This window comes from Aliigemmobacter aestuarii (assembly GCF_004799285.1).
Lineage (GTDB): Bacteria > Pseudomonadota > Alphaproteobacteria > Rhodobacterales > Rhodobacteraceae > Aliigemmobacter > Aliigemmobacter aestuarii.
Window position 1 is genome coordinate 160,840 of sequence record NZ_SSND01000005.1, and the last position, 12,971, is coordinate 173,810.

Below are 12,971 nucleotides of genomic sequence, written 5' to 3' on the forward strand. Positions count from 1 at the left end.
CAGGATGCGAGGGGGTTGGGTTCGTGACGGCAGAAATGGGGCCAGCCCAAAGATCATGGCCCGCAGGTTACCGCTGCGGGCCATGAATTCAAGAAAGCTTTGGCGAAACGCTTCGATCACCCTTTGGCGGCAAGCCCGATCGTCTTCAGCGCTTCGCGGATTTCTTCAAGGATCGCCGGGTCGTCGATCGTCGCGGGCATCTTGAATTCTTCGCAGTCGGCGATCTTGACCATCGTGCCGCGCAGGATCTTGCCCGAGCGGGTCTTGGGCAGCCTGTCCACCACGACAGCGCGCTTGAAGTCGGCAACGGGGCCGATCTTTTCGCGCATCAGCGTCACGCATTCCTTGACCACCTCGGCGGGTTCGCGGTTCGACCCCTTGTTGAGGCAAAGGAACCCCACGGGCGACTGCCCCTTCAGGGCATCCGTCACGCCGATCACGGCACATTCGGCCACGTCCCTGTGACCGGCCAGAACCTCTTCCATCGCGCCGGTCGACAGGCGGTGGCCAGCGACGTTGATCACGTCATCGGTGCGGGCCATGATGTAGAGGTACCCGTCTTCGTCGATGTAACCCGCATCGCCCGTCTCGTAATAGCCGGGGAAATGGGACAGGTAGGATTTCCGGAACCGTTCCTCTGCGTTCCACAGCGTTGGCAGCGTGCCGGGCGGCAGCGGCAGTTTCACCGCGATCGCCCCCAGCGTGCCGGGGCCCACGGGATGGCCGCCTTCGTCCAGAACCTGCACGTCATAGCCCGGCATCGCGACCGAGGGGCTTCCGACCTTCACCGGAAGATGTTCGATCCCCATCGGATTGGCCGCGATGGCCCAGCCGGTTTCGGTCTGCCACCAGTGGTCGATGACCGGCACGTTCAGGTGACGCGCGGCCCAGTGGATCGTGTCCGGGTCGGCCCGCTCACCGGCCAGGAACAATGCCTGAAGGTTCGACAGGTCGTAATCGCGGATCAGTTCGCCGTTCGGGTCGTCGCGCTTGATCGCACGCAGCGCGGTCGGCGCGGTGAAGAAGCTGCGCACCTTGTGTTCGGCGATCACGCGCCAGAAGGTGCCTGCGTCGGGCGTTCCGACGGGCTTGCCCTCGAAGACGATGGTGGTGCAGCCCGCGATCAGCGGCCCATAGCAGATGTAGCTGTGCCCGACGACCCAGCCCACGTCAGAGGCGGCCCAGAACACATCGCCCACGCCCACGTTGTAGACCGCGCGCATCGACCAGTTCAGCGCCACCAGATGGCCTGCGGTCGGGCGCACAACGCCCTTGGGCGCCCCGGTCGTGCCCGAGGTGTAAAGGATGTAGGCCGGGTGATTGCCCGCCACCGGAACGCATTCGGCCGGGGTCACGCCGAACTGGAAGGCGTGCCAGTCGACATCCCGGCCCTCGACCAGTCGCGCAACTTCCTGTTCGCGCTGGAAGATCACGCAGAAATCGGGCTTGTGACCGGCAAGGTCGATCGCGCCGTCCAGAAGGGGCTTGTAATGGACCACGCGGTTCGGTTCGATCCCGCAAGAGGCCGCGATGATCGCCTTGGGCTTGCAGTCGTCGATCCGCACGGCCAGTTCGTTGGCCGCGAAACCGCCGAAGACGACCGAATGGATCGCCCCCAGCCGGGCGCAGGCCAGCATCGCCTCAAGCGCCTCGGGCACCATCGGCATGTAGATGATGACGCGGTCGCCCTTTTCCACGCCCTTCGCGCGCAGCGCGCCGGCAAGGCTGGCCACGCGGGTCTGCAACTCGCCATAGGTGATGACGTGCTTGGTGCCGGTCACGGGGCTGTCATGGATGATGGCGGGCTGCTTGCCGCGTCCGGCCAGAACATGGCGATCCACCGCGTTCCAGCAGGTGTTGACCTCGGCATCGGTAAACCACTCGTAGAGGGGCGCGCGATCCGCGTTCAGCGCACGGCTTGGCGCCTTGACCCAGTCGATGGCCCCGGCGGCCTGCATCCAGTAACCTTCCGGGTCAGCCTTCCAGCCGCCATAAATATCGGCGTATCCCATGAGTTGCCTCCTCCAAAGCGTTGCGCTTTGTTACGGCAGGGGGCGGGCATCGCGCAATGCTGTTACCGGGCAACATTTCGGTTGGGGCAAAATAATTTGCAATAACAGTCTTTCTGCGACTGCAAATTTATGCAAATCCCGCACCTCTTTCCAGAATTTCCTGAACCTCCGATCGGCTTTGCAAATCGGCTGCCGGCATGTTGCAGAGATTCGCGCCAATGCCCATCGGCCCGAAACCGGCCCATCCCAGGTTGACAGGGCCTTGGCGCGTGGCCGAGGCTTGCGTTTCTCTTGCGGACAACGGAACGGAGGATCGTATGAGCGTGTTGAACAGGGTGGTGCTGGTTGCGGTCTGTTCCCTTGCCATCGGTTCGGGCTGCGTCTCGGATGGCGGGGGAGGCACGGCGACGGGGGGCAACACGGCGACGGGGGGCGACGGGCTGGCGGGACGGCTGGCCCAAACGCGACTTGACCTTGCGGTGACGGATGCCGCCGCCGATCCCGCTGCCGGGCCGATGGTCATGCGCCTGCGGCGGGACGGGACAGGCGACATGCAGTACGGGGGCCTCGACCTGACCTATCGCTGGCGTGCCGAAGGCGACAGGCTTTGCCTTGCCGACCTGCGGCTTGGCGGGATGGCGTCGGACGACCCGTCGGAACAATGCGCGGCGGTCAGCATCGCGGGCGACCGGATCACGGTCGAAGGGCTGGGACCCGAGCGCGGCAACCGGCGCATGTCGGGCAGCATCTCGCCGCTTTGAAGTAGCCAAGGCTGGACGGGGTCGTCGCCCGCGCGGCACGGCCCCCCGCTGAAAGCGCAGGCGCGGGTCTGACAGGCCAAGCATCCGGGCCGGATGCGGCGCAGGAAACATCAGGCGCTGTCGGAGCAGGCGCGCCTGCGCTTCGGGCGATGCCCCCGGTTGCGTCCCACCGGCAGAAGCAGGATCGGCGCCGGTTGCCCGGCTGCCCGCATCATCCGTAGAAATGCACCGGTGTCCCCGCCAGGGCCGAGATGTTCAGAAGCCCCCGCGCCGTGATCGAGGGCGTCACGATATGCGCCTTGTTGCCCATCCCCATCAGGATCGGCCCCACCTCAAGCCCGCCCGCCTTCAGCTTGAGCATGTTGCGCGCCGTGTTGGCGGCATCGGTGTAGGCAAAGACCAGGATGTTTGCCGCCCCTTCCATCCGCGTGTTGGGGAAGATGCGCGCCCGCAGATCGGGATCCAGGGCGGCATCCGCGCTCATCTCGCCCTCGAAGACGAAATCCACGCCCTTCGCATCGAGGATCTCGCGTGCCGCCCGCATCCGGCGGCCCGAATCCGTGTCGAGGTTGCCGAAGTTGGAATGGGAACACAGCGCCACCTTCGGCGTCACGCCAAAGCGCCGGGCATGGCGCGCCGCGCCGCAGATCGTGGTGGCGATCTGTTCGGGCGTGGGCACGGCGTTCACATGGGTATCGGCCACGAACAGCGGCCCGTCCTCCTGGATCATCAGCGACAGCGCGCCATGCGGCGTCAGCCCCCCGCGTCCGAGAACCTGATCGACATAGTTCAGATGCCACAGGTATTGCCCGAAGGTGCCGCAGATCATGCTGTCGGCATCGCCGCGGTGCACGGCGATCGCCGCGATGGCGGTGGTGTTCGTCCGCAGGACGGCGCGCGCGATGTCGGGCGTGACGCCGCGCCGTTCCATCAGTTCGTGATAGGTCGACCAGTAGTCGCGATAACGGTGGTCGCTTTCGGGGTTCACGATCTCGAAATCGCGGTCGGGGCGGATCGGCAGGCCTGCCCGTTCCGCGCGCCGGGCGATCACCTCGGGACGGCCGATCAGGATCGGGGCATCCGTCGTTTCCTCGATCATCGCGTTGGCGGCCCTCAGCACCCGTTCATCCTCGCCCTCGGCAAAGACGATCCGCCGCGTGGCCTTGCGCGCCGCCTCGAAGACCGGCCGCATGATCAGCGCGGACTTGAACACCGAGCCGTCCAGCTTCTGGCGGTAGGCGGGCAGGTCCGCGATCGGCCGCGTGGCCACGCCCGACTCCATCGCGGCCTTCGCCACGGCGCTGGCCACCACGCCGATCAGGCGCGGGTCAAAGGGTTTCGGGATCAGGTATTCCGGCCCGAAGGCCAGCTTTTCCCCGCGATAGGCGGCGGCGGCCTCGGCGCTGGTGGTGGCGCGGGCAAGGGCCGCGATCCCTTCGATGCAAGCAAGCTGCATCTCGTCGTTGATCTGCGTCGCGCCCACGTCCAGCGCCCCCCGGAAGATGAAGGGGAAGCAAAGCACGTTGTTGACCTGATTGGGAAAGTCGCTGCGGCCGGTGGCGATGATCGCCTCGGGCGCCACGCTGCGCACCTCGTCGGGCAGGATTTCCGGCGTGGGGTTGGCAAGCGCGAAGATGATCGGCGCCTTGGCCATGCGCGCCACCATCGCGGGGGTCAGCACGCCGGGGCCGGACAGGCCCAGGAACATGTCGGCCCCTTCGATCACCTCGTCCAGGGTGCGCAGGTCGGTCTTTTGCGCAAAGGCCGCCTTCTGCGGGTTCATGTCTTCGGCCCGGCCCTCGTAGACCAGACCGTGGATGTCGCAAAGCCAGACGTTCTCGCGCCGCACCCCCAGCTTCAGGAGCATGTTGAGGCAGGCGATCCCCGCCGCCCCGCCGCCGGTCGAGACGATGCGGATATCCTCGAACCGCTTGCCCGCGATCTTCAGCGCGTTGGTCGCGGCCGCGCCCACGACGATGGCGGTGCCGTGCTGGTCGTCGTGGAAGACGGGGATGTTCATCCGCTCGCGGCACAGCTTTTCGACGATGAAGCAGTCGGGCGCCTTGATGTCTTCCAGGTTGATCGCGCCGAAGGTGGGCTCCAGCGCGCAGACGATCTCGGCCAGCTTGACCGGGTCGGGTTCATTCAGTTCAATGTCAAAACAATCGATGTTGGCGAACTTCTTGAACAGCACGGCCTTGCCTTCCATCACCGGCTTCGAGGCCAGCGCGCCGATGTTGCCAAGGCCCAGAACGGCGGTGCCGTTCGACACGACCGCCACCAGGTTGCCCCTTGAAGTATAACGGCTTGCCGTCGTGGGATCGGCCTTGATCTCAAGGCAGGCCTCGGCCACGCCGGGGCTGTAGGCGCGCGACAGGTCGCGCCCGTTCGCAAGCGGCTTGGTGGCGCGAATCTCCAGCTTTCCGGGCTTCGGAAACTCGTGATAGTCCAGCGCGGCCTGCCGTGCGTTGTCCTGGCGTGCGTCTTCCATTCCATCCTCCCGAAATATGGTTTACCCTTAAACCATCTTGAGAAAACCGCAAGGTCCCCTGCGATCAAAGCCGTTTGCGCGCCCGCTTGCAAATCCGGCATGCGCGCCCCACTCTGCCGCAAAGCCGTGACGACACCAAGGGGAACCGCATGAGCGCGACCATCGCAGAAACCCGGGCCGAAATCCGCCTGCCGACCGAAGAGTTGCGCGACGACCTGCCTTTCTACACCCGGGTCCTGGGCTTCCGGCTGGACATGATCTATCCGGCCGACAATCCATCGGTCGCGGTGCTTTCGGGCCACGGGCTGCGCCTGCGGATCGAAAAGGGCGCGCCCGAGGCGCCCGGCACGATCCGCATCCTGACCGACGATCCGGCCTTCGCCGAGGGCGCTCGCGAACTCGTCGCCCCGAACGGCACGCGGATCGAGATCGACGCGGCCAATCCGCCGCTTGTCCTGCCGCCCACCGAACATGCCTTCGTGGTGCGCAGGCTTGCCGATCAGGCGCCCTGGATCATCGGGCGGGCGGGGATGCAATACCGCGATCTGGTGCCGTCCCGTCTGGGCGGCGCGGTCATCGCCAGCCACATCCGCATCCCTGACGGTGGCCCCGTGCCCGACATGGTCCATTTCCACAAGGTCGGCTTCCAGCTCATCTTCTGCATCAACGGCTGGGTCGATGTCGTCTACGAGGATCAGGGCGGCCCGATCCGCCTGCATCCCGGCGACTGCTTCATCCAGCCGCCCGAGATTCGCCACCGCGTGCTGGAAGCCTCGGACGGGATCGAGGTGATCGAGATCGGCGTACCGGCCGAGCATGTGACCGAAATCGACCACGAGATGGCCCTGCCCACCCCGCATCTGCGCCCGGACCGCGAATGGCAGGGCCAGCGCTTCGTCCACAATGTCGGGGCTACGGGGGCCTTCACCCGGTTCCGCATCCCCGGCTTCGTCGCCCGCGACACCACGATCAACGCCAACACCAAGGGCGTGGCCGGGGTGATGGTCGCGCGTCCCTCGGGCGGCCCCGCGCCCTGGACACGCCATGATGCCGATATCCTGTTCACCTTCGTCATGCAGGGCGGCATGACGCTCGAGGGCGAGGGGAAAGAGCCGTTCCGCCTCTCGCCCGGCGACGCCTTCGTCACGCCCCCCGGCATGGCCACACGCTATGCCGACCCGACCGCAGACCTTGAACTGCTCGAAGTGTCGCTGCCCGGCACATTCACGACGACCCTGAGCGGATCTTCAACCTGATCCAAATACCCCGGGGGGTCCGGGGGGCTGGCCCCCCGGCCCTGACGCCGCGCCGCCGCTTGCATAACGCGGCGGCGCGCCGCACACTCTGACCCGTTGGTCAAATGGAAGGGCCGTCCAATGTCGCTGCTGCAATCCGCAACCGAGGTGCGCGAACGCGCCTATGCCCCTTATTCCCGCTTCAAGGTCGGCGCGGCCCTCCGGGCGGCCTCGGGCGCCGTCTATCAGGGGTGTAACGTGGAAAACGTCGCCTATCCCGAAGGCACCTGCGCCGAGGCGGGGGCGATCGCCGCGATGGTGGCGGGCGGCGACACGGTGATCGCCGAGGTCTTCGTCATTGCCGACAGTCCCGAACCGGTGCCGCCCTGCGGCGGTTGCCGACAGAAGATCGCCGAATTCGCAGCGCCAGATGTCCGGGTCACGCTTTGCACCACGGACGGCAAGCAGAAGGCGATGACCGTGGCCGAACTTCTGCCCGGCGTCTTCACCGCAGCCCACATGGACCGCGCATGACCGACGCCCGCAGCATCATCGCCACGATCCGCGACGGCGGGCAGCCCTCGGCCGGGGATCTGCGGTGGTTCGCCTCGGGGCTGGCGTCAGGCCATGTCACGGACGCACAGGCCGGTGCCTTCGCGATGGCGGTGCTGCTGAAGGGCTTGGGCGAGGAGGGCCGCGTCGCGCTGACCGAAGGCATGCGCGATTCCGGCAAGGTCCTGTCCTGGGACCTGCCCGGCCCGGTCATCGACAAGCATTCGACGGGGGGCATCGGCGATTGCACGTCGCTGCTGCTGGCCCCCGCGCTGGCCGCCTGCGGGGCTTATGTGCCGATGATCTCGGGGCGGGGGCTTGGCCATACGGGCGGAACGCTGGACAAGCTCGAGGCCATTCCCGGCTTCCGCACCGGGCTTTCCGAAGACGAGTTCCGCGCCCAGACCGCTACCCTGCGCTGCGCCATCGTGTCGGCCAGCGCGGAAATCGCGCCCGCCGATCGGCGGCTCTATGCCATCCGCGACGTGACCTCCACGGTGGAATCGATCGACCTGATCACTGCCTCGATCCTGTCCAAGAAACTGTCGGCGGGGCTTCAGGCGCTGGTGCTGGATGTCAAGACGGGCTCGGGCGCCTTCATGGTCCGGATGGAGGACAGCCGCGCGCTGGCCCGGTCTCTGGTCGATACCGCCAATGGCGCGGGCTGCCGGACCAGCGCGCTGATCACCGACATGTCGCAGCCGCTGGCAAGCGCGGCGGGTAATGCGCTTGAAGTGATCGAGGTGATGGAAACCCTGACCGGCACATCGGTCAATCCCGCGCTCTGGGATGTGACGGTCGCGCTTGGCGGCGAGGCGCTGGCCTTGGCGGGGCTTGCCGCTGGCCCGCAGGAAGGCGAGGAGGCGATCGCGCAGGTGCTGGAAAGCGGGCAGGCCGCCGAATGGTTCGGGCGCATGGTCGCGGCGCAGGGCGGGCCTGCCGATTTCACCAGCCGTTGGGCGGATCGCCTGCCATCGGCCCCGGTGGTGGTCGAGGTGCCAAGCCCCCGGTCGGGCCATGTTTCGGCCATCGACGGGCGCGGCCTTGGCCATGCGGTCGTGCGCCTTGGTGGCGGGCGGCTGCGCGATGGCGACCGGATCAACCCCGCGGTTGGCCTTTCGGACCTTGCGGGGATCGGCGATGACGTGGGGCAGGGCGTGCCGCTGGCCCTTGTCCACGCCGCCACCCGCGAGGCCGCGGACGAAGCGGTGGCCGCCGTGCAGGCCGCCTATCGGCTGGCCGACAGCCCGCCCGCCGAGCCGCCCCTGATCTATGAAAGGATCGCCTGACCATGCCGCGCGCCTTCCTGATCGTGATGGACAGCGTCGGCTGCGGCGGTGCGCCCGACGCGGCGGCCTTCGGCGACGAAGGCGCCAACACACTGGGCCATATCGCCGCAGAATGTGCCGCGGGACGGGCCGACACGGGCCGCGCCGGCCCGTTGCGGATGCCCAACCTCGATGCCCTTGGTCTGGGGGCCGCGATCCGTCTGGCCTCGGGTCAGGCGGCGCCGGGGCTGGATGCCGCGCCCGAGGGGCGGTGGGGGGCCGCCACCGAGGTATCGCGCGGAAAGGACACGCCGTCGGGCCATTGGGAACTGGCCGGGGTGCCCGTGCCGTGGGATTGGCACTACTTCCCGAATACCGTCCCCGCCTTTCCGCCCGATCTGGTGCGCCGGGTCTGCGACCTGGCAGGCACCGAGGGCATCCTTGGCAATTGCCACGCCTCGGGCGTGCCGATCATCGAGGAACATTGCGCCGAACACCTACGTACAGGCTGGCCGATCTGCTACACCAGCGCCGACAGCGTCTTTCAGATTGCCGCGCATGAAGAGGCGTTCGGGCTGGACCGGCTCTTGAAGCTGTGCGCCGACCTTGCGCCACATCTGCATGCCATGAAGGTGGGGCGGGTGATCGCGCGGCCCTTCACCGGCGGGTGCGGGGATTTCCGGCGCACGCCGAACCGCAAGGATTTCGCCATCGCGCCGCCCGCGCCCACACTTCTGGACTGGGTGACAGGGGCCGGTCGGGCCACGCATGCGGTGGGAAAGATCGGCGACATCTTCTCGATGCGGGGGATCGGCGCGCTGCACAAGGGCAAGTCGGATGCGGATCTTTTCCAACATATGCACAGGCTTTTGGACGAGGCCGAAGAGGGTTCGCTGACATTTGCGAATTTCGTCGAGTTCGACAGCCTTTATGGCCATCGCCGCGACGTGGCGGGATATGCGCGCGCGCTGGAATGGTTCGATGCCGAGGCGGGCACCTTCCTTTCAGGGCTGAGGCCCGACGATCTGGCGATCTTCACCGCCGACCATGGCAACGATCCGACCTGGCGGGGCAGCGACCACACCCGCGAACGCGTGCCGGTTCTTTGTGCGGGTGCGGGCCGGGGCGAGATCGGCCATTGCGCTTTCGCCGATGTCGCGGCATCGGTGGCCGCCCATCTGGGCGTGCCGGTTCCGGTTGCAGCCCAGGCCACCGGCCAGCCCCCCGCAAGGAGCTTTCTGTGACACGCGATCTGCCGAAACTCGAACTTCACCTGCATCTGGAGGGCGCGGCCCCCCCCGCCTTCATCCGGGGACTTGCGCAGGAAAAGAAGATCGACATCTCGGGCATCTTCGACGAGGCCGGGAACTACCGCTACAAGGATTTCTGGGATTTCCTGAAGGTCTACGAGGCCGCCACCAGCGTTCTGACCTCGCCTTCGGACTATGCCCGCCTGACCCGCGCCGTGCTTGAGGAAAGCGCGGCCTCGGGCGTGATCTATTCGGAATGCTTCCTGTCGCCAGATTTCTGCGGCGGGCGCGATCTGGGGGCCTGGCGCGAATATCTGCACGCGATCCGCGAGGCCGCCGATCAGGCCGAACGGCAGGACGGCATCATCCTGCGCGGCATCATCACCTGCATCCGCCATTTCGGTCCCGAGAAGGCGCGCGAAACGGCGGTCTGTGCGGCTGAAACCGCCGGCGACTGGATCGTGGGGTTCGGCATCGCGGGGGATGAAAAGGCGGGCAAGCCCCGGGATTTCCTGTGGTCCTTCGACTGCGCGCGCGAGGCCGGGCTGCGGCTGACGGCGCATGCGGGCGAATGGGGCGGGCCAGACAGCGTGCGCGATGCGCTGAACGATCTGCGGGTCGAACGCATCGGCCACGGTGTCCGCGCGATCGAGGATCTGGTGCTGGTCGATGAGCTGGCGGAACGCGGCACGGTGCTTGAGGTCTGCCCGGGATCGAACATCGCGCTCGGGATCTATCCGACATGGCGCGCCCATCCGATCGGCCAGCTTTACGACCGGGGCGTGAAGGTCACGGTATCCACCGACGACCCGCCCTTCTTCCACACGACGATGACCCGCGAATACGACCGTCTGGCCGATGCCTTCGACTGGGACGCGGGCGTGTTCGAAACGCTCTCCCGGACCGCGCTTGACGCGGCCTTTTGCGACAGCAAGACCAAGACCACCATCGCCAAGAAACTGGAGGCTGCCCATGCTTGACCATCTTACCGTCGTCGATCACCCGCTGGTGCAGCACAAACTGTCGATCATGCGCGACAAGAACACCTCGACAGCAGGCTTCCGCAGGCTTCTGCGCGAGATCAGCCTGCTTCTGGCCTATGAGGTGACGCGCGAACTGCCGATGACCGAGGTGGATATCGAAACCCCGTTGCAGACCATGAAGGCGCCCACCATCGACGGCAAGAAACTGGCGCTGGTGTCGATCCTGCGGGCGGGCAACGGCCTGCTGGACGGAATCCTCGAACTGATCCCGGCGGCGCGTGTGGGCTTTATCGGGCTTTACCGCGACCCCGAGACGCTGCAGCCGGTGCAGTATTACTGTAAGCTGCCCGACCAGCTTGAGGACCGCATCACCATCGTCGTCGATCCGATGCTGGCCACCGGCAATTCCAGCGCTGCGGCGATTTCGCTTTTGAAACAATCGGGTGCGAAGAATATCCGCTTCCTGTGCCTGCTGGCGGCGCCCGAGGGCATCAAGCGCATGGAAGAGGCCCATCCGGATGTGCCGATCGTCACAGCGGCAGTAGACAGCCACCTGAACGACCATGGATATATTGTCCCCGGGCTAGGGGATGCGGGCGACCGGATGTTCGGTACAAAATAAGGGGGCGCCACCCCGAATCAGGGGTTTACTCGGAAACAATAGTGCCGCATGATTCCGCCCGTCTACATGGGGGTAGTCATGCTGTTCAGGGTTATTTCCGCCGCATTGTTCGCGGCTGTCGCAGGGGTCCATGCCGCCGATGCGCAATCGGTGCGCAGCATCGGCGGCCCGGCGGAGCTTCCCCCGCCGAGCTACAAGGGCCAGTCCTATGTCGATAGCCGGGGGTGCGTCTTTCTTCGCGCGGGATATGGCGGCACGGTGAGCTGGGTGGCGCGCGTGACGCGCGACCGCAAGCCGCTTTGCGGCTATCCCCGCACGCAGACGGCCGGAACATCCCCCGCGCCCGTGCCCAGGGCTGTCCCAGCCCCGGCCCAGTCCCCCGCCGCGACGACCGTCGCCCGCGCCGCCGCGCCTGTGACAGCATCGGCCCCCAGTCCCCGGCCCGAACCGACCGTCATCACGGGCCCCTCGGCCCCGGTCGCCGCCGCGCCGGTGCAAGTCGCCCGCGCAGCCGCGCCGCAGTTGCGCCTTGGTGGCGGGGCTGCCCCCAGCCCGGCACCGGCCCCCACCGTGATCCCCGGCCCCGGATCCCGCGCGGCACCTGCCCCGGTCGCTGTGGCCGCCGCGCCCGCGCCCGCCTATGTCGGTGACAGTACCGCCATCTATGCCCAGTTGCATGCTCAGGAACGCGCCGCGCGCCCGACGCCGCTGGTGGTTCCCGGCGGTGTATCCAGCGGTGCCTCCGGCGGCATGGCTGCCGGGATGGCCATGGCCTGCGATCCCTCTGTGCCGGTTGCAAAGCGTTTCCGCACCAATGACGGGCGCAGCGTCGTGCTTTGCACGCGCGGCGATGGCTCGCTTGACGGGATCCAGGCCCCGATCATCGCCTCGGCCAGCGGTTTTGCCGCATGGCAGTTGCAGGGCGCGGTCGAGGCCGGTGGCAAGACATATTACAGCGGCGGTGGCGCCTCGGTCGTTCCCGCGCCTTCGACACGGGCCGCGTCTGCCGCCCGCGCGTCTGCCGCCCGCGCGTCTGGCGCCCGCGCGACTGGCCCGGCGCAGGTCCAGGTGGCCCCCGGTGTGACGGCCCCCGCGATTGCGTCCGCCCGTGGCTATGACGCCTGGATGCTGGGCACCAAGGGCGGTGCCGTGACCTATTCCGACCCGTCCACCGTGCCGGGCGTGACCCATGTTCCCAAGGGATACCGCCCCGCGTGGCGCGACGGGCGGCTGAACCCGATGCGCGGCTATGGCACGATCGAAGGCCAGATGCAGCAGGACATGGTCTGGACGCGCGAGGTTCCCGCGCGCCTTGTGCCGCGCGATGCCGTGCCCCGGCGGGTTGTCGTCGTGTCGTCGAAATCCACCGCGCTTGAACCCGCCGCACCGAAGGCCGCCGCGTCGAAGGTATCGGTTTCGGCCAAGGCGACGCCCAAGGCCACCGTGAATTCGGGCGTAAAGTCGGCCGGGCAGGGCGGGATTTACGTCCAGATCGGCACCTTCGGCCAGCCGGCGAACGCGGATGCCGCCAAGGCCCGGCTGCGGGCAGCGGGCCTTCCCATCGGGACGGCAAAGATCACCCGGGGCGGGCAGGCGATGCAGATTGTCCTGACCGGACCGTTCGCCGACGGCGGGTCGGCCCGATCCGCCCTCAACGCAGCCCGGCGCGCCGGGTTCGCGGATGCATTCATCCGATAGTCGCAACGGCAAAAGGCCACGGACCCGTCAAAGCGGGCCGGACATCGGGCAGTGAAGACTCTTCTGACCCTCCTGATCTTCAGGGGGGTCCTTTCTTTT

General features: G+C 67.2%; 10 protein-coding genes. 8 read left to right on the forward strand and 2 right to left on the reverse strand.

Features of this window, described 5'->3' with window-relative positions:
* Positions 1-116: 116 nt before the first annotated feature.
* Positions 117-2,012, reverse strand: coding sequence for a propionate-CoA ligase PrpE (gene prpE / locus E7811_RS16315; RefSeq protein ID WP_136395738.1), 1,896 nt, complete (start codon positions 2,010-2,012; stop codon positions 117-119).
* A 317-nt stretch (positions 2,013-2,329) separates the two neighbouring features.
* Between prpE and E7811_RS16320 the strand changes: the two genes are divergently transcribed.
* A complete protein-coding gene (locus E7811_RS16320) occupies positions 2,330-2,773 on the forward strand; it encodes a hypothetical protein (protein ID WP_136395739.1) in 444 nt (147 codons plus the stop codon).
* A gap of 211 nt (positions 2,774-2,984) precedes the next feature.
* Here the strand turns inward: E7811_RS16320 and E7811_RS16325 are convergent, their stop codons facing one another.
* Positions 2,985-5,264 carry an NADP-dependent malic enzyme gene (locus E7811_RS16325; RefSeq protein WP_136395740.1) on the reverse strand — a complete coding sequence of 760 codons (2,280 nt, stop codon included), beginning with the start codon at positions 5,262-5,264 and terminating at the stop codon, positions 2,985-2,987.
* Positions 5,265-5,413: 149 nt separating this feature from the next.
* Here E7811_RS16325 and E7811_RS16330 point away from each other — a divergent pair, with 149 nt between their 5' ends.
* From E7811_RS16330 to E7811_RS16360, 7 genes are all read left to right on the forward strand, one after another.
* A complete protein-coding gene (locus E7811_RS16330) occupies positions 5,414-6,520 on the forward strand; it encodes a cupin domain-containing protein (protein ID WP_211092135.1) in 1,107 nt (368 codons plus the stop codon).
* A 120-nt stretch (positions 6,521-6,640) separates the two neighbouring features.
* Entirely contained in the window at positions 6,641-7,033 is a 393-nt protein-coding gene (locus tag E7811_RS16335) for a cytidine deaminase (RefSeq protein ID WP_136395741.1), read from the forward strand.
* Positions 7,030-8,340 carry a thymidine phosphorylase gene (locus tag E7811_RS16340; protein WP_136395742.1) on the forward strand — a complete coding sequence of 437 codons (1,311 nt, stop codon included), beginning with the start codon at positions 7,030-7,032 and terminating at the stop codon, positions 8,338-8,340. Before E7811_RS16335 ends, E7811_RS16340 begins: the two co-directional genes overlap by 4 nt.
* A gap of 2 nt (positions 8,341-8,342) precedes the next feature.
* Positions 8,343-9,563, forward strand: coding sequence for a phosphopentomutase (locus tag E7811_RS16345; protein WP_136395743.1), 1,221 nt, complete (start codon positions 8,343-8,345; stop codon positions 9,561-9,563).
* A complete protein-coding gene (locus tag E7811_RS16350) occupies positions 9,560-10,549 on the forward strand; it encodes an adenosine deaminase (protein WP_211092136.1) in 990 nt (329 codons plus the stop codon). Before E7811_RS16345 ends, E7811_RS16350 begins: the two co-directional genes overlap by 4 nt.
* Entirely contained in the window at positions 10,542-11,174 is a 633-nt protein-coding gene (gene upp / locus E7811_RS16355) for a uracil phosphoribosyltransferase (RefSeq protein WP_136395744.1), read from the forward strand. Before E7811_RS16350 ends, upp begins: the two co-directional genes overlap by 8 nt.
* A 78-nt stretch (positions 11,175-11,252) precedes the next feature.
* Positions 11,253-12,872, forward strand: coding sequence for an SPOR domain-containing protein (locus tag E7811_RS16360; protein ID WP_136395745.1), 1,620 nt, complete (start codon positions 11,253-11,255; stop codon positions 12,870-12,872).
* The last annotated feature ends 99 nt before the right edge of the window (positions 12,873-12,971 follow it).